We start from the raw sequence: 17011 nt of genomic DNA, 5'->3' as shown, positions 1-17011 counted from the left end.
CCTGAGTGCTCCGCTAGCTTAGCGCACTCCGGACGGTGCTCCGCGCACCGTCCGGAGTGCCCCACGGCTCAGCGGGCGAGTGCGATGTTCACCAGCTTCGGCGCCCGCACGATCACCTTCGCGATCGTCGCGTCACCCAGCGCCTTGCGCACCACGTCCGACTCCAGGCTCAGGGCCTTCAGGTCGTCTTCGGTGATCCCGGCCGGCACCTGCAGACGGGCCTTCACCTTGCCGTTGATCTGCACCACGCAGGTGACCTCGTCGTCGACGGTCAGCGCCTTGTCGACCACCGGCCACGACGTGGTGGCGACGGAGGGCTCGTGGCCCAGCTTCACCCAGGCGTCGTCAGCGGTGAACGGGGCGAAGCAGGACAGCACCACGACGAGACTCTCCACGCCCTCACGCACGGCCGGGTCGTCCGCACCGGGCCCCTTGTCGATCGCCTGCTGCAGCAGCGTCGTCAGCTCCATCAGCCGCGCGATGACGACGTTCTGGCGCACGTCTTCCATCTTCTGCGTGATCTCGTCGAGCAGCCGGTGCACACCGCGCCGCACCGCGACATCCCCCGAAGCCACATCAGCGCCCAGGGTCGAGACAGGCACCGCCGAAGCCAGGCGTCGCACCCGGTTCAGCCACTTCACCGCACCGGCCGGCGAGACCGTGGCCCAGTCGATGTCGTCTTCCGGCGGGCCGGCGAAGATCATCGTGACGCGCACCGCGTCCGGACCGTACTGAGCGATCTGTTCCTGGAGGTTGACGATGTTGCCCAGGCTCTTGCTCATCGCCTTGCCCTCCATGATCACCTGACCCTGGTTGGTCAGGCGCCGGAAGGGCTCCACGAAGTGCAGCAGACCTGCGTCGTGCAGGGCCTTGGTCATGAAGCGCGCGTACAGCAGGTGCAGGTTCGCGTGCTCCTTGCCGCCGATGTAGTGATCGACCGGCAGCCAGCGCTTGACGCCCTCGGGGTCGAACGGCCCCTCGGCGTAGTCCGGGTTCGGGAAACGCAGGTAGTACCACGACGAGTCGACGAACGTGTCCATCGTGTCGGTGTCCCGCCGGGCCGGCTTGCCGCACTGCGGGCAGTCGACCTTGAGCCACTCGGTGGCCGTGCCCAGCGGCGACTGGTTCGCGTCGGGCTTCAGCGAGAAACCGCTCTCCGGCAGCTTCACCGGCAGCTGGTCGACGGGCACGCCGACCTCGCCGCAGTCGTCACAGTGGATGATCGGGATCGGCGTGCCCCAGAACCGCTGCCGCGACAGCAGCCAGTCGCGCAGGCGGTAGGTGATCGCGCCCTCGCCCAGGCCCTCTTTCTCCAGGTGCGCGATGATCGCGGGCAGGGCCTCCGCCGACGGCAGACCGTCAAAAGCACCGGAACCGACCATGGTTCCGCGAGCGGCCGTGGCCACGCCCGTAACCGCAGGGTCTTCCTCACCGGTCTCGACGACCTTGCGAACCGGAAGCCCCATCGCCTTCGCGAAGTCGAGGTCACGCTGGTCGTGCGCCGGAACGGCCATCAGCGCGCCGGTGCCGTAGTCGGCCAGCACGTAGTCGGACGCGTAGACCGGAATCTGCTCGCCGTTGACCGGGTTGACCGCGTACGAGCCGAGGAACACACCGGTCTTGGCGCGGTCGGAGGCCATCCGCTCGACCTCGGACGTGCCGCCCAGCGCGGCGATGTACGTCTCGAGCGCCTCGCGGTGCTCGTCGGTCACCAGCTCGCGGGCCAGCGGCGCGTCGGCCGCGACCACGAAGAACGTGGCGCCGTAGAGGGTGTCGGGACGCGTGGTGAACACGCGGACCGGCTCGTCACGACCCACGATGGTGAAGTCGACGTGCGCACCGGACGAGCGGCCGATCCAGTTGCGCTGCATGGCCAGGATGTCTTCGGGCCAGGTGCCCTTGAGCTGGTCCATGTCGTCGAGCAGACGCTGCGCGTAGTCGGTGATGCGGAAGAACCACTGCGTCAGGTTGCGGCGCTCGACCAGGGTGCCGCACCGCTCGCACGCCCCCTGGACGACCTGCTCGTTCGCCAGCACGGTGTGGTCTTTCGGGCACCAGTTGACCGGCGAGGCCTTGCGGTAGGCCAGGCCCTGGTCGAACAGCTTCAAGAAGATCCACTGGTTCCAGCGGTAGTACTCGGGGTCGCTGGTGTGCAGCCGCGTGCGCCAGTCGAACGAGACACCCAGACGCTTGAACGACGCTGCCTGCACGGCGATGTTGTCGTAGGTCCAGGTGCGCGGGTGCAGGTCACGCTTGATCGCGGCGTTCTCGGCGGGCAGGCCGAAGGAGTCCCAGCCGATCGGGTTCAGCGTGTTCAGGCCCCGCAGCCGGTCGAACCGGGCGATGACGTCGCTGATGGAGTACACCTCGGCGTGACCCATGTGCAGGTCGCCGGAGGGGTACGGGTACATGCTGACGATGTACGAGCGCTGGTCGCGACCCTCAAGAGCCTCTTCGTGGCCGGGCTCGGGCGCCGTGAGGCCGTGGGCCTCGAACGTGCGCTTCTCGTCCCACACCTTGACCCACTGGTCCAGGTCGATCTCGTCGACGGAGTCCCGCCGCTCCTCATGCTCGTTCATATCGCCCAACATCTGCATGGTTCCGGGAGGTTGACCTCACAACTCTAGTGGACTAGGCGTCCGCACCCGACCTCCCCGGGTTCTCCCAGACAGCCGGGACGTGAGGAACAGGGATTCCACAGCCGACGCATAGATCAGCTTGCTTGGCTCGTGTCACTCCAGAAACCAGCACACACCACCAGGAGCCCCACCGTGAGCCCCGACCTTCCCGACCCGATCACCGACAACGCCGCCTACGTGCGGGCCGTGCACGACAAGGGCCTGAGCTTCGACCTGAAGACGATGTCCCGGCGCCGGATGCTGGGCGGCCTCGGCGCGCTGTTCGTGCTCAGCGCCTGCAGCAGTACCTCCTCCGAGGCGACCACCACCGAAGCAGGCACCGGCATCGCCGAGATCGACTCCGAGACCAACGGCCCCTACCCGGCCGACGGCACCAACGGCGTCGACGTGCGCACCGAGTCCGGCATCGTGCGCAAGGACATCACCTCGTCGTTCGGCGACTCGACCACGACGGCGGAGGGCATTCCGCTGACGTTCGAGATCACCGTCACCGACCTGACCGGCGCCGCCGTCTCCGGGGCCGCGGTCTACGCGTGGCACTGTGACCGCGACGGCAACTACTCCCTCTACTCCGAGGGCATCACGAACGAGAACTACCTGCGCGGCATCCAGGAGACCGACGCGAACGGCACGGTCTCGTTCGAGAGCATCTACCCCGCCTGCTACACCGGTCGCTGGCCGCACATCCACTTCGAGGTCTACAAGTCCGTCGCCGACGCGACCAGCGGCGAGGGCACCATCATCAAGACCTCGCAGATGGCCCTGCCCGAGGACACCAACAACGCCGTCTACGCCACCGACGGCTACAGCAAGAGCGTCAGCAACCAGGCGCAGGTCACGCTGGCCACCGACAACGTCTTCAGTGACGACGAGGACGGCAACGAGAACGCGACGGTGACCGGGAGCGTCGACAAGGGGTACGTGGCCACGCTGACCGCCGCGATCGATCCCGTCAGCGAGGAGAGCGCGGCCGCCGCACCCGGTGGGGGTGGCGGCGAGGGCGGCACTCCCCCGAGCGGCGCCCCCGGTCAGGGCGGCACCCCGCCGAGCGGTGGCACTCCCCCGAGTGGTGCCCCGCAGCCGATGGCCACGAGCAGTTGAACCAGAACCAGCAATGGTGGACGCGCCGGGAGACTCGCGTCTCCCGGCGCGTCCACCATTGGCGATCGGCTTTTACTTCTTCTTCGAACGCTTCTCGCGCGGACGCACGGACACCTCGATCGGCGTGCCCTCGAACCCGAACGACTCACGCAGCCGCCGCTCGATGAACCGGCGGTAGCCGGCCTCGAAGAACCCGCTCGTGAACAGCACGAACCGCGGCGGACGGGTGGACACCTGCGAGCCGTACAGGATGCGCGGCTGCTTGCCACCGCGCAGCGGGTGCGGGTGCGACTGCATGATCTCGGCCAGCAGCTGGTTCAGCTTGCCGGTCGGGACCCGCGTGTCCCAGGACTCCAGCGCCTTGTCGAGCGCCGGGGTCAGCCGGTTCGTGTGCCACGCGGTCGACGCCGAGATGTTGATGCGCGGGGCCCACTGGATCTGCACGAGGTCGGTCTCGAACTCCCGCTCGAGGAACTTGCGCCGCTCCTCGTCCATCAGGTCCCACTTGTTGTAGGCGACCACCATGGCCCGGCCCGAGTCGACCACCATCGAGATGATGCGCTGGTCCTGCTCGGACAGCGGCTCGCTGGAGTCGAGCAGGATGACCGCGACCTCGGCCTTCTCGAGCGCGGCGTGCGTGCGCAGCGACGCGTAGAAGTCAGCACCGCGGGTCAGGTGCACGCGACGACGGATACCCGCGGTGTCGACGAAACGCCACTGCCGGCCGTTGATGTCGATGATCTCGTCGACCGGGTCGCGGGTGGTACCGGCGACCGAGTCGACGACCACGCGGTCTTCCCCGGCGAGCGCGTTGAGCAGGCTGGACTTGCCCACGTTCGGGCGGCCCAGCAGCGCGACGCGGCGCAGCCCGCCGACCGACTCCGGGCCGACCGCGCTGACCTCGGGCAGGGCCGCGAGCACGGCGTCGAGAAGGTCACCGCTGCCTCGGCCGTGCAGTGCGGAGACCGGGTACGGCTGGCCCAGGCCGAGCGACCACAGGGACGCGGCCTCGAGCTCGCCGCGGGTGTCGTCGACCTTGTTGGCGGCCAGGATCACCGGCTTCTTGGTCTTGCGCAGCAGGCGGACGACGGCCTCGTCGGTCGCCGTGGCGCCGACCTGGCCGTCGACGACGAAGAGCACGGCGTCGGCCAGCTCGATCGCCATCTCGGCCTGCTCGGCGACGCGCGCCGCGAGGCCCTTGGCGTCGTGCTCCCAGCCACCGGTGTCGACGACGACGAAACGCCGCCCGGCCCACTCGGTCTCGTAGCGCACGCGGTCACGGGTGACGCCGGGGACGTCTTCGACGACCGCCTCACGACGGCCGAGCACCCGGTTGACGAGCGTGGACTTGCCGACGTTGGGACGCCCGACGATGGCGAGAACCGGCAGCGCGCCGCCGTTCTCGTCACCCTCGAGCTCGTTGCCCTCGGCGTCGAGCAGCCGCAGGTCGGACTCGGACAGGTCGTACTCGGACAGCCCCGCACGCAGCGCGTGGTCGAGGCCGGGGGTCTCAGGTTCTTCGGCTCCGTAACCGGACGCCACATCGTGGACGACGGTCTCGTCGGAGGGTTCTTGCGGGGACATCAGGAAACGGCACCAGCCCTGGCGTGTTCGTCGAGGTCGGTGACCGAACCGGTGACGATGCGGTTGATGGCGGCCAGCACGGCATCGACGGTCTGCTCGAAGTCGAGCGCCGAGGAGTCCAGGTGCAGCACGCCGTCCGCGGCGACCTCGAAGTTGGAAACGGTGGAGTCGTCGGAGTCGCGACGCACGATCTGGTCGCGCGTGGCCTCGACGGAAGCGGCGTCGGCGTTGCCGTGCAGCTCCTTGGAGCGGCGGGCCAGACGTGCTTCCTCGCTCGCGGTGAGCAGGATGCGCACGTCGGCGTCGGGAGCGACGACGGTGGTGATGTCACGGCCCTCGGCCACACAGCCCTGGTGAACGCCGTCCCGCCCGGCGGCGATCAGCTCACGCTGACGCTTGAGCAGTTCGGCGCGCACGTCGAGATTGGTGGCGACCTTGGAGACGACCGTGGAGATACGGGTCTCGCGGATCGCCTCGTTGACGTCGTGACCGGCCACCCAGACTCCGGGAGCAGACGGGTCGGTGGCCATGGTCAGGTCGAGGTTGCGCACGTGCTCGGCGACCTTGACGGCGTCTTCCAGATCGACACCGCTCTCGATCACCGACCAGGTGGCGGCGCGGTACATCGCGCCGGTGTCCAGGTACTCCAGCCCGAGCCGGCGGGCGACCTCCTTGGAGACGCTCGACTTGCCCGACCCGGAGGGGCCGTCGACGGCAATCACCAGGGGACGCGCTTCGGTGAGGACAGACTGCGCGGACACGGTGATACCTCCGGGAGATCGGCTGGACTGGCGGCACGTGAGGCCTTCGTGGCCTCCACGGTCAACGCCGCACAGGGTCGTGACCTTCCTAGGCTAGTCGAGTCGCGCACCACATACCGCATCGCGGCGGACGGCCACCCGTCGGAGGGATACCCCTCACGACCTCCGTGATCGGGCGCGCACCACCGGCGGCCGAGGCGTGACGGTGCGTGGCCAGGGTGTGGAGGGGGTCTGGTTCTCACGATCCCCGGACGATCGGCGAGGACCTGACGCGGCGCCCGCCTGGTTCTCCGGGCGAACGGCCGGCACTACGCGGCGACGTGCCAGCCGCGATCGGTCAGGGCCTTCTCCAGGGCGTCGCGCACGGCCGGCAGCACCGACACGTGCCCCAGACCCACACGGGCGCCCGGGATGTGCTCGAGGCTGAACTCCTCGACGTTGATGCCGGCCTCGCCGATGTCCTCGAACAGCCGCGCCAGCTGACCCGTGCTGTCCGGCAGCAGCGCCGTGACCAGGGCGTACCGGGTCTGCGGGTCGCCGTGCTTGCCGGGGATGCGCTCGCGGCCCTCGCGGCCCTGGTGGATCACCCGGGCCACGGCGGCCCGGGCCCCCACCGCCCCGCTGTCGTTCAGCGCGTCGAGGGCCTCGATCATGCCGTCCAGGTCGGTGCGCAGGTCTTTCAGCACCCCGGCCACCCGCGGCGCGTTCGCCGACAGGATCTGCGCCCACAGCATCGGGTCGCTGTCGGCGATGCGGGTCACGTCGCGCAGCCCCTGACCGGCCAGACCGACAGCCGGGTCACCCGCCTTGACCAGGCGCGACGCGACCAGGCTGGCCGCGATCTGGGGCACGTGCGAGACCAGGGCCACCGCGTCGTCGTGCTCGGAGGCGGGCATGAACACCGGCGTCGAGCCCAGCGCGATCGCCAGCATCCGCACGGCCTCGGTGCGCTCGCGGGCCTGGCCGGGCGACGACGGGCACACCACCCAGGGCCGGCCGACGAACAGGTCACCCCGCCCGGCGGTCGGACCGGAGCGCTCCCGGCCGGACATCGGGTGCCCGCCCACGTAGCGATCGATCCCGTCGGCCCCGGCCAGCGCGTGCGCGATACCGCCCTTGACGCTGGCCACGTCGGTGACCGTGGCCCGGGGGTGCGCCGCCAGTTCGGCGCGCACCACCCCGGCCGTGACGTCCGGCGGGGCACCGACGACGACGAGGTCGACGGGCACGTCACCCGGGTCGATCTCGCCGGCGCCGACGTCGCGGGCCAGGGCCAGCGCGGTGGGCGAGGGGTCGTGCAGGAGCACCCGCACGCCCAGGCCACGCAGGCCCAGGCCGATGCTCGCGCCGAGCAGGCCGGTTCCGACGATGCGGACGGTGCCGAGGGTCTGCGCGGCCGCGGGATCGACGCTCATCGGATCAGTCTCCCGGAAGGACCCCGGGAATGGGAGGGACACCGACCCGCAGCTTGTCGGTACCCCTCAGGTACCGGTTCTGGATCTCGTCGCGCGCGAGGTCGGTCTCGATGTGCGCGACCAGGCGCACCAGCATGGGCATCGCGCCCTCCACGTGCATCTCCTGCACGCAGATCAGCGCCGGCTCGTTCAGCCCCAGCTGACGCGCGGCCAGGGCCGGCGCCACGGACGCGACGTCCTGCGTGGCGGTGAAGAAGATGCTGATGATGGAGTCCTGGTCGAGCTTGTTGGCCTCCATCACCTCGGACACGAGCTCACGGGTGCGCTCGAGCACGTGCTCACGCTCGTCGACATCCACCTGGGTCGCCCCCCGGACAGCCCGGACAACCACTGTTACCTCCTAGAGATCTACCGCGTCGAAAACAGTTGCGCCCGGGACGATCTCATAAACCGGCAGCCTCGAACAGCTTGCTGAGCTCTTCTCCGTGGATCGCACGGGTTCGTCCCGAGCGCAGGCCGCCCATCTGGACCGGCCCGATCTGGGTCCGGCAGAGCTGGAGAACCGGGTAACCCACCTCCGCCAGCATCCGGCGGACGATGTGGTTGCGCCCCTCGTGCAGGGTGATCTCGAGCAGCGCCTTTCCGGGCCGGGAGTCGACCATCCGGAAGGAGTCGACCTTGACCGGGCCGTCTTCCAGTTCGATCCCGGACCGAAGCTTCTTGCCGATGTCCTTGCTCACCGGCCCGGCCACCTCGGCCAGGTACGTCTTCGGCACCTCGTGGCTCGGGTGCGTCAGGCGGTGGGTGAGGTCACCGTCGTTGGTGAGGATCAGCAGACCCTCGGTGGCCGTGTCCAGACGGCCGACGTGGAACAGCCGCTCCTCCAGGGCGTTCGGCCGCTGCGACAGGATGTCACCGATGCAGGGCCGGCCCTCCGGGTCGGACATCGTGGTCACGACGCCCGGCGGCTTGTTCAACGCCAGGTAGATCAGCGACTGGTCGAGCTGGATGCGCACGCCGTCGACGAAGACCACGGACTTCTTCGGGTCGATGCGCACACCGAGCTCACGCACGGTGGCGCCGTCGACCTGCACGCGGCCGGCCTCGATCAGGTCCTCACAGGCGCGGCGCGACGCGACGCCGGCCTGGGCCAGCACCTTCTGCAGCCGCACGCCGTCGGGGTCGTGCACGTCGACCTGCGGTTCCTGCAGCGCACGCTGCAGCGGCCGGGAACCGGCCGGGGCCCCGGTGCGGTCGCGGCCACCGCGTGCGGTGGTGCGGGCGCCGGGGACCTTGGGGGTCTGACCGCGGTGAGCGGTCTTGCGGGGCTTGGGGGGAGTCATGAAACACCTGCCGGGAAGTCGTCGAGGGCATCGATCTCGGGCAGGAACGGCGCCAGGGAAGGCAGCTCGTCCAGCGAGGTCAGGCCCAGTTTGTGCAAGAAGGTCTGGGTGGTGACGTACAGAGTGGCGCCGGTCTCGGGATCGTTACCGGCGTCTTCGACGAGCCCGCGGGTGACCAGGGTGCGCATCACCGCGTCGACGTTGACCCCCCGGACGGCGGACACCCGCGCACGGCTCACCGGCTGGCGGTAGGCCACGATCGCGAGGGTCTCCAGGGCCGCCTGGCTGAGTTTCGAGGTCTGCCCGTCGAGGACGAAGCGCTCCAGCACCGGCGAGAATTCCGCGCGGCTGTAGATGCGCCAGCCACCGGCCACGCGGCGCAGCTCGAACCCGCGGTCATCGTTGTCGTACTCGGCCACGAGCCCGGCCAGCAGTTCGGTCACGCGATCGACGGTGATGTCGAGCGCCGCGGCCAGCTGCACCTCTTCGACCGGGGTGTCGACCACCATGAGCACGGCCTCGAGAGCCGCGCGGGGGCCACCGGGCAGGTCGTCGAGATCGGGCAGCTCGCTGACCTCGCCGCTCTTACGCTCGCCCTTGCTCGCGACGGGGACCGCCGGGCCGGCACCGTCACCGGTGCTCTCCCCGGGCTGTTCCTCGTCACTCACCGGTCCATCATGCCCTGTCGTGCTGCATCCGCCGAACCAGCGATCATGACGACAGCGCGCGCAGGTCCTCCTCGGTCACGAATCCGGAGGGGTCCGCCTCCGCCTCGGTCACCACCTCGACGCCCTCGAACTCGTCGACGTCGATCTCCCCGATCTCGGCCCCGGTCCAGCGCACGGTCAGCTCCCCCAGCGGCGACACCTGGTCGAACGCCACGGCCGCCTCGCGGAAGAGCTCCAGCAGGGCCAGGAACCGGGCGATCACCACCAGCTTGCCGTCGGCGTCGCTGACCAGGGAGCGGAAGCTCGCCGTCTGCACCTGCCGCAGCCGGCCCACGATGAGGGCCGCCTGCTCGCGGACGCTGACGGCGGGGTTGTGCAGGTGGTCGAGCCGGACCTTGGGCGGCTCCTTCGGGGTCAGCGCCTTGGCCGCGATCTCGGCGAACTGCAGCGGGGTCAGGCCCAGCACGAGTTCGGGCAGGACCCTGGTGAGGTGTTCCTCGATCGCCACGTCGCGCGGCGCCCGGCGGGTCTCGGTCTCGATGTGCTGGGCCAGGGTCGAGGCCACGTCCTTGAACGCGCGGTACTGCAGCAGCCGGGCGAACAGCAGGTCACGGGCCTCGAGCAGGGCCAGGTCCTCGTCGTCCTCGACCTCGGCGGCGGGCAGCAGACGCGCGGCCTTCAGGTCGAGCAGCGTGGCGGCTACCAGCAGGAACTCACTCACCTCGCCGAGGTCCCACTCCGAGCCCATGGCCTTCACGTAGGCCAGGAAGTCGTCGGTGACCTGCGAGATCGCGATCTCGGTGACGTCCAGCTTGTGCTTGGAGATCAGCCCGAGCAGCAGGTCGAAGGGTCCGTCGAAGTTGTCGAGGTGCACCTCGAAGCCGCTGCTGCGGCCGGGCAGCACGCCGCCGGGCGTCTCCAGGCTCTCCGCAGGGCCTTCAGTGCTTTCAGGGCTTGAGGACGTGCCGGTCGGCTCGACCGGTCGGGTCGCCTCGGTCTCCCCGGACGTCAGCGGCACCGACGGGGCGACGTCGTCCTCCCTTGACTGTCTGTTCAGTTCAGGCTGCGTCGCCACGGGCGATCAGTTCACGGGCCAGGAGGCGGTAGGCGTAGGCACCCGCGTGCGACGAGGCGTAGGTGGTGATCGGCTCGGCGGCGACCGAGGCGTCGGGGAACTTCACGGTGCGGCCGATGACGGTGTGGAACACCCGGTCGCCGAACGCCTCGACCACGCGCGAGACGACCTCCCGGCTGTGCAGGGTGCGGGGGTCGTACATGGTGGCCAGGATGCCGTCGACCTCGAGGCCGGGGTTCAGCCGGTCTTTCACCTTCTCGATCGTCTCGACCAGCAGCGCCACACCGCGCAGGGCGAAGAACTCGCACTCCAGCGGGATCACGACGCCGTGCGAGGCGGTGAGGGCGTTGATCGTGAGCAGACCCAGCGAGGGCTGGCAGTCGATGAGCACCACGTCGTAGTCGTCGAGCACCGGACGCAGGGCGCGGCTCAGCACGGTCTCCCGGGCCACCTCGCTGACCAGCTGCACCTCGGCCGCCGACAGGTCGATGTTGGCCGGCAGCAGGTCGAGGTCCTCGATCTCGGTCGGCCGGATGACCTCACGCACGTCGGTCGAGCGGTCCATCAGGACGTTGTAGATCGTCTTGTCGAGCTCGTGCGGGTTGATGCCCAGTCCCACCGACAGGGCACCCTGCGGATCGAAGTCCACGAGGAGCACGCGACGGCCGTACTCGGCGAGCGCGGCCCCGAGGTTGATCGTCGACGTGGTCTTGCCGACGCCGCCCTTCTGGTTGCACATCGCGATGATGCGCGCGGGGCCGTGGGCGGTGAGCGGATCCGGATTCGGGAACGACGGCATCGGGCGACCGGTGGGGCCGTCGCCGCCGGAACTCACCAGCAGCAGGCCGTCGCCGCCTCCCCGCTCGACGGCTATGTTCGACATAGCCGCAGCGGTCGTGTTGTTCGTCACGTCGTCTCCTCGGTTGCGCTAGTCGACGGTGGGCCGACATCGGGACATGACACCGGGCAGATCGTCGATGTCCATCCTCGCGCGTTGCCGGACTAGACCTCGCGAGGCTAGTCGGCGCGTCGTCTGGTACTCAAGCCGAGTTCCGCGCTATGTGCGCTGGTTAGGCCCTGAGTGCTCGGGGGTGCGCGGCTACATATACCTCACGCAGCGTGTCTGCAGTAACACGGGTGTAGAGCTGAGTGGTGGTGACGGAGGCGTGTCCGAGCAACTCCTGCACCACGCGGACGTCGGCGCCACCCTCGAGCAGGTGGGTGGCGAACGAGTGCCGAAGTGTGTGCGGAGACACCTTTCCGGAGAGCTCGGCGCGGTCGGCGGCACCGGCCAGAACGGCCCAGGCGCTCTGGCGGGACAGGGGTCCGCCGCGGGCGTTGAGGAAGATCGCCGGAGAGCCCTTGCCCCGTTGGGCCAACTCCGGACGGCCGCGCACCAGGTAGGCCTCGACCGCCGCGACGGCGTAGCTGCCGATGGGCACGATGCGTTCCTTGTCGCCCTTGCCGCGCAGCCGCACCAGACCTGACCGCAGGTCGAGATCGTCGATGGCGCAGCCCACCGCCTCGCTGATGCGGGCGCCGCACCCGTACAGCAGTTCCAGGAGTGCCCGATCGCGCAGCCCGGTGGCCGTCTCGGGCGGACCGGCCGCGGCCAGCACCCGCTCCACCGCGTCGAGGCTGATCGCCTTGGGCAGGCGCTTGGGCGGTGACGGAGGCTGCACCTGCCCCGCCGGGTCGGTAGTGGTGCGCCCTTCCAGCAGCAGGAACCGGTGGAACCCCCGCACCGCCACCACCGTGCGCGCGGCCGAACTCGCGCTCAGGGCGGCCGAGCCGTCTTCGCCGGTGCGGATCGCGGCCAGGAAATTCGTGACGTCCCGCTCGGACACCCGGGCCGGATCGTCGAGCCGGTGCGACAGCAGGAAGTCCACGTAGCGCCGCAGGTCACGGCGGTAGGCCCCGAGGGTGTTGGCGGCCAGACCCCGCTCGACGGCCAGATGGTCGAGATACCCGACCAACGCGGTCTCGACCGGCGTCACCTCACCCCGCGGGGCCCCGACCGCTACCCCGCGTGTCACCTCAACCGACACGAATCTCACCCCGCGGGACGACACCCTGCACGGCCCCGCTCGACCCGGTCCCGCCCTGCGCGACCCCGCCCTGCGCGACCCCGCTCGCCCCGGCCCGGTCCTGCACGACCCCGTCCTGCCCGGCCCCGCTCGACCCGGCCCGGTCCTGCACGACCCCGTCCTGCCCGGCCCTGCTCGCCCCGGCCCGGTCCTGCGCGACCCGGTCCTGCGCGACCCGGTCCTGCCCAGCCCCGTCCTGCACGACCCCGTCCTGCACGACCCCGCTCGCCCCGGCCCCGCTCGACCCGGCCCCGCTCGACCCCGCCCCGCTCGACCCCGCCCCGTCCGGCCAACCTCCACCCGGCAGAGCTACGCCCTGGTTCTGGGCAGACGGCCGCGCCTGGGGGGCGGACGTCTCGGACGGATTCAGGCCAGCACCTCGGCGAGGGCGACGAACGGCATGTCGTGCGCCTGCGCGACCGGGGCGTTGACCACGGCGCCGTCGAAGGTGTTCAGGCCCAGCGCGAGCGCCGGGTCGGCCCGCAGAGCGTCGCGCCAGTCACGGCCCGCCAGCTCGACGACGTACGGCAGCGTGACGTTGGTGAGCGCGTAGGTGCTGGTGTGCGGCACGGCGCCGGGCATGTTGGCCACGCAGTAGAAGACCGAGTCGTGCACCCGGTAGGTCGGGTCGTCGTGCGTGGTGGGACGGGAGTCTTCGAAGCAGCCCCCCTGATCGATCGAGATGTCGACCAGCACGCTGCCCGGACGCATACCTGCCACCTGCTCGTTGCTGATCAGCTTGGGCGCCTTGGCCCCGGCCACCAGCACCGCGCCGACCACCAGGTCGGCATCACGGATCGCGGTCTCGACCTCGAGCGAGTTCGAGGCGATGGTCTGCAGGTGGCCCTGGTAGATCCGGTCCATCTGGCGCAGCTTCTCGATGTCGCGGTCGAGCACCAGCACCTCGGCCTGCATGCCCAGCGCGATCGCGGCGGCGTTGGCCCCCGCCACACCGGCACCGAGGATGACGACCTTGGCCGCGTACACCCCGGAGACCCCGCCCAGCAGGATTCCCCGGCCGCCCTCGGCCCGCATCAGCGTGTGGGCACCGACCTGCGGGGCCAGCCGCCCGGCGACCTCGCTCATCGGGGCCAGCAGGGGCAGCGCCCGGTTCGGCAGCTGCACGGTCTCGTACGCGATGGCCGTGACCTGGCGTTTCAGGAGTTCTTCGGTGAGCCGGCGGTCGGCGGCCAGGTGCAGGTACGTGAACAGCACCTGCCCCGGGCGCATGCGCCCGTACTCCGCCTCGATCGGCTCCTTCACCTTGAGCACCAGATCGGCCGCCGCCCAGACCTCGTCGGCGGTGGGCAGGATGGCTGCCCCGGCCGCGACGTAGTCGGCGTCGGAGATCGACGACCCGGCTCCCGCCGACGTCTCGATCAGGACCTCGTGCCCGGCCCGGACCAGCTCGTGCACCCCGGGAGGGGTGATCGCGACCCGGTACTCGTGGTTCTTGATCTCGCGCGGTACCCCGACCCTCACTCGATCAGCCGCCTCTCGTCAGCCCGACCCGGTTGGTGATCGACTTCGAGGCCCACTCTAGGACGGACCTCCGACAGTCACCGCGTGACGCGACAGTGAAAGCGCCCGGTAAGCGCTCTGGAGCGGAAACTGTCGGCGGTGTGTGATTCGATCATTGCCATGAGTGCACGGTTCGTCCCGTATGCGGCCACCCCCGGCCGCGCCGTCGTGCAGGTGCTCGCCGACCTGAGCGTGGTGCTGTGGGCGGTGGCCTGGTACTACGTCGGCAAGGCCGTGCACACGGCGATCTCCGCGATCGCCGATGTGGGCGCCGACGTCGAGAGCGGCGCCAACGGCATCTCCAGCAACCTGAGCGGAGCCGGCAAGAGCGCCGGTGACATCCCCCTGGCCGGAGACGCCCTGGCCAAGCCCCTGAACGCGGCGGCCGGGGCCGCCGGCGACATCGCGAGCGCCGGCCACGGCCTCGACGAGAAGGCCACGTTCCTGGCGATCCTCCTGGCCCTCGCCGTGGCGATCCCCCCGGTGCTGGCCATCGTGGTCCCCTGGATCCTGCTGCGCCTGCGGTTCGCCCGCCGCGCCGGCGCCACCGCCGAACTGGCCCGCACCGACGGGGGCGCCGACCTCCTGGCCCTGCGCGCCCTCGCGAACCGCCCCATGCCCAAGCTCCTGAAGATCGCCGACGACCCGCTCGAAGGCTGGCGCACCGGCGATCCCGAGGTGGTGGCCCGCCTGGCCCAGCTGGAACTGCGCTCCGCCGGCCTGAAGTAGCCCCACTCGCCGGGTCTCACGCACACCAGACCCTTCGGGACACACCGTGCCGTGAGCCGGGTAGGCCCCCGCGAATGCGGAGTGCCACCAGGTGCCGGGTGCCACCAGGTGCCGGGTGCCACCAGGTGCATCCAGGTGCCGCCGGGCGCTGCTGGGCGCTGCCGGGCGCTGCCAACTACCACCGGGTGTCGCCGGGTGCCACCAGCTGCGCGGTCACCAGGGCACAGGTCACGCCAGGTGCTCGAGCTCTTACGAAGGACGCGGGTCCATCCGAGGCCGTCTCGCAATCCGACTCCAGCGCGCCATCGACCAAGACCGCACTTCTGGGGTGGAGAGCGCGAGTGTGCTGCTTTCGACTATCGATAATCGAAAGCAGCAGGATCTTCCGCGCGGGGTGAAGAGTCGCGGATGGGCACGCCTGATCGGATGAGGCTCGGCCTCATTCGCCTGGCATCTGTCGGCGGCGGCCCAGCAGAGGTTGACGATCAGCACTGCCCGGCGACAACCCAGCAGAAGATTGGCGGCCCAGCACCTCCAGGGCGATAACCCAGCAGAAGGTTGACAGCCCAGCACCTCCAGGGCGACACCCCAGCAGAAGGTTGACAGCCCAGCACCTCCAGGGCGACACCCCAGCAGAAGATTGGCAGCCCAGCACCGGTCGACGGTCGCCCGCCACACGTCGGCGCCGTCCAGCGGATACCGGGGCAGGCCGCGGCCCTGGGAGAAGACTGCGGCCTGGAGCAGGGCACGATCTTGAGAGAGGCAGGCCTTCAGCCGAGGCGGGGTGAGGTCTGGGGCAGGGCGAGGCTCAGGGCGCTGCAGTTCGGAGTTGGCGCCGGTGTGGGACGCGGATGGGCCCCCGGGGCCCGGCGGCTCCGAATCGGCGCCGGCGCGGAACGCGGACGCGACCCCGGCGCGCTGCGGCTCCGAATCGGCGCCGGCGTGGAACGCGGACGCGACCCCGGCGCGCTGCGGCTCGGAGCAGGCGCCCGCGTCGAACGCAGACGCGACCTCCGGGCCCTGCGGCTCCGGATCGGCGCCGGTGTGGGACGCGGATGCGACCTCGGGGCGCTGCGGCTCGGAACTGGCGCCGGGGCGAGGGTGGCTCTGGGTGCCGCGGGCTGGGGCGGTCGTCAGTCGTCGTGGGTGTGCGGCACCGGGCGGCGGGTGCGGCCGGAGCCTTCGGTGCCCTGTACCCGTCCGACGATGGCCTGGGCCACCTGGTCGGGGTTGGTCTCGGGGAGCCAGTGTCCGGCGTCCAGCTCCACGAAACGGTAGTCGTTGCGGTAGTTCGCGTCGATGTGCTGGGCCGAGGCCTCGGCGGCGGCGCGGCCGAGGAACGGGTCCTGGGCGCCCCAGACATAGGTGACGGGGAGCTTCGCGACCCCGGCCGGGGTCCCACCCGAGTACGGGATACCGCGGTACCAGTTCAGGGCGCCGGTGGCGGCGTTCGGCTGGCGCAGACGCCGGGCGTCGCGCCGGGCCAGGGGCTCGGGCAGGCCCGAGCGCATCAGCTCCTGCTGGAAACGGTCACTGCGCAGCAGCGCCTCCGGGCCGTACGGAATCTGGAAAGCGCCCATGTACCAGGACTTCAGGGCCTGCGAGCTGGACGTCCAGGCCTTCGACATCGCGGCCGGGTGCGGCGTCGAGAGCACCGTGACCGAACGGAACCTGTCCGCGTGCCGACCGGCCAGCGACCACGCCAGTGCCCCGCCCCAGTCGTGCCCGACCAGGTGCGCCGTGCGGTGGCCGACGGACTCCAGGAGGGCGACCACGTCGTCCATCAATTCGGCCGTGGCATACCGCTTGCGCTGCAGCGGACGCGCGCCGGGCGAATAGCCGCGCTGGTCGGGCGCAATCGTGCGGATGCCGTGGGAGTGCAGCAGCGGTTCCACCTTCGCCCAGCAGGTGGAGGTCTGCGGGAAACCGTGCAGCAGGATGACGGGAATGCCGTTGTCCGGTCCGCTGTCCCGTACGTCGAAGCTCAGACCTGTCCGCGTGTATCGCCGCATGCACCCAACGTAGGGCCCTGCGCCGAACGAGGCGCGCCGGCGACCACCCCCGAAACGGCGAAGACCACCCGTCGGC

General features: G+C 70.4%; 15 protein-coding genes. 2 read left to right on the top strand and 13 right to left on the bottom strand.

Going from position 1 to position 17011, the window contains the following annotated elements; all coding sequences use genetic code 11:
• Window positions 1–68 precede the first annotated feature (68 nt).
• Window positions 69–2579: a leucine--tRNA ligase gene (leuS, locus tag J2S57_RS20665; protein ID WP_307245493.1), complete on the bottom strand. Its 2511-nt coding sequence runs from the start codon at window positions 2577–2579 to the stop codon at window positions 69–71.
• A 192-nt stretch (window positions 2580–2771) separates the two neighbouring features.
• Between leuS and J2S57_RS20660 the strand changes: the two genes are divergently transcribed.
• Complete coding sequence (locus J2S57_RS20660) at window positions 2772–3740, top strand: intradiol ring-cleavage dioxygenase (RefSeq protein WP_307245491.1); 969 nt, start codon at window positions 2772–2774, stop codon at window positions 3738–3740.
• 72 nt (window positions 3741–3812) lie between these two features.
• Here J2S57_RS20660 and der read toward each other — a convergent pair whose 3' ends face one another.
• From der to ald, 11 genes are all read right to left on the bottom strand, one after another.
• Window positions 3813–5324, bottom strand: coding sequence for a ribosome biogenesis GTPase Der (der, locus tag J2S57_RS20655; protein ID WP_307245488.1), 1512 nt, complete (start codon window positions 5322–5324; stop codon window positions 3813–3815).
• Window positions 5324–6085, bottom strand: coding sequence for a (d)CMP kinase (gene cmk / locus J2S57_RS20650; protein ID WP_307245486.1), 762 nt, complete (start codon window positions 6083–6085; stop codon window positions 5324–5326). Before cmk ends, der begins: the two co-directional genes overlap by 1 nt.
• Window positions 6086–6393: 308 nt before the next feature.
• Window positions 6394–7500 carry a prephenate dehydrogenase gene (locus J2S57_RS20645; protein ID WP_307245484.1) on the bottom strand — a complete coding sequence of 369 codons (1107 nt, stop codon included), beginning with the start codon at window positions 7498–7500 and terminating at the stop codon, window positions 6394–6396.
• 4 nt (window positions 7501–7504) lie between these two features.
• On the bottom strand, window positions 7505–7891 hold the full coding sequence (gene aroH / locus J2S57_RS20640; RefSeq protein ID WP_307245482.1) for a chorismate mutase: 387 nt from the start codon (window positions 7889–7891) through the stop codon (window positions 7505–7507).
• A gap of 52 nt (window positions 7892–7943) precedes the next feature.
• Window positions 7944–8843 carry a pseudouridine synthase gene (locus J2S57_RS20635; RefSeq protein WP_307245480.1) on the bottom strand — a complete coding sequence of 300 codons (900 nt, stop codon included), beginning with the start codon at window positions 8841–8843 and terminating at the stop codon, window positions 7944–7946.
• On the bottom strand, window positions 8840–9511 hold the full coding sequence (gene scpB / locus J2S57_RS20630) for an SMC-Scp complex subunit ScpB (protein ID WP_307245478.1): 672 nt from the start codon (window positions 9509–9511) through the stop codon (window positions 8840–8842). Before scpB ends, J2S57_RS20635 begins: the two co-directional genes overlap by 4 nt.
• Window positions 9512–9554: 43 nt before the next feature.
• Window positions 9555–10586: a segregation and condensation protein A gene (locus J2S57_RS20625; RefSeq protein WP_307245476.1), complete on the bottom strand. Its 1032-nt coding sequence runs from the start codon at window positions 10584–10586 to the stop codon at window positions 9555–9557.
• A complete protein-coding gene (locus tag J2S57_RS20620) occupies window positions 10570–11385 on the bottom strand; it encodes a ParA family protein (RefSeq protein ID WP_307251086.1) in 816 nt (271 codons plus the stop codon). Before J2S57_RS20620 ends, J2S57_RS20625 begins: the two co-directional genes overlap by 17 nt.
• 271 nt (window positions 11386–11656) lie before the next feature.
• Window positions 11657–12634, bottom strand: a complete 978-nt coding sequence (gene xerD / locus J2S57_RS20615; RefSeq protein WP_307245474.1) for a site-specific tyrosine recombinase XerD — start codon at window positions 12632–12634, stop codon at window positions 11657–11659.
• A complete protein-coding gene (locus tag J2S57_RS20610; protein ID WP_307245472.1) occupies window positions 12624–12875 on the bottom strand; it encodes a hypothetical protein in 252 nt (83 codons plus the stop codon). The genes xerD and J2S57_RS20610 overlap by 11 nt, the downstream gene beginning before the upstream one ends.
• 164 nt (window positions 12876–13039) lie before the next feature.
• On the bottom strand, window positions 13040–14155 hold the full coding sequence (ald, locus tag J2S57_RS20605) for an alanine dehydrogenase (RefSeq protein ID WP_307245470.1): 1116 nt from the start codon (window positions 14153–14155) through the stop codon (window positions 13040–13042).
• Between the two features lie 159 nt (window positions 14156–14314).
• Between ald and J2S57_RS20600 the strand changes: the two genes are divergently transcribed.
• Window positions 14315–14923, top strand: coding sequence for a hypothetical protein (locus J2S57_RS20600; protein WP_307245467.1), 609 nt, complete (start codon window positions 14315–14317; stop codon window positions 14921–14923).
• A gap of 1133 nt (window positions 14924–16056) precedes the next feature.
• Here J2S57_RS20600 and J2S57_RS20595 read toward each other — a convergent pair.
• The gene (locus J2S57_RS20595) at window positions 16057–16935 is read right to left on the bottom strand and encodes an alpha/beta fold hydrolase (RefSeq protein WP_307245465.1); all 879 of its coding nucleotides are present in this window, start codon (window positions 16933–16935) and stop codon (window positions 16057–16059) included.
• Between the last annotated feature and the right edge of the window lie 76 nt (window positions 16936–17011).

Origin of the sequence: Kineosporia succinea, from assembly GCF_030811555.1 — a bacterium.
In the GTDB taxonomy this organism is placed as follows: Bacteria; Actinomycetota; Actinomycetes; order Actinomycetales; family Kineosporiaceae; genus Kineosporia; species Kineosporia succinea.
The sequence above is the reverse complement of the archived record's forward strand: the minus strand, read 5'-3'. Positions and strand labels throughout refer to the sequence as shown.

Excerpts from the sequence above, each read along its gene's own strand:
- J2S57_RS20600 (WP_307245467.1), top strand. The coding sequence starts at position 14,315 with ATGAGTGCACGGTTCGTCCCGTATGCGGCCACCCCCGGCCGCGCCGTC.
- J2S57_RS20620 (WP_307251086.1), bottom strand. The coding sequence starts at position 11,385 with ATGCCGTCGTTCCCGAATCCGGATCCGCTCACCGCCCACGGCCCCGCG.
- J2S57_RS20635 (WP_307245480.1), bottom strand. The coding sequence starts at position 8,843 with ATGACTCCCCCCAAGCCCCGCAAGACCGCTCACCGCGGTCAGACCCCC.
- J2S57_RS20595 (WP_307245465.1), bottom strand. The coding sequence starts at position 16,935 with ATGCGGCGATACACGCGGACAGGTCTGAGCTTCGACGTACGGGACAGC.
- leuS (WP_307245493.1), bottom strand. The coding sequence starts at position 2,579 with ATGAACGAGCATGAGGAGCGGCGGGACTCCGTCGACGAGATCGACCTG.
- J2S57_RS20645 (WP_307245484.1), bottom strand. The coding sequence starts at position 7,500 with ATGAGCGTCGATCCCGCGGCCGCGCAGACCCTCGGCACCGTCCGCATC.
- der (WP_307245488.1), bottom strand. The coding sequence starts at position 5,324 with ATGTCCCCGCAAGAACCCTCCGACGAGACCGTCGTCCACGATGTGGCG.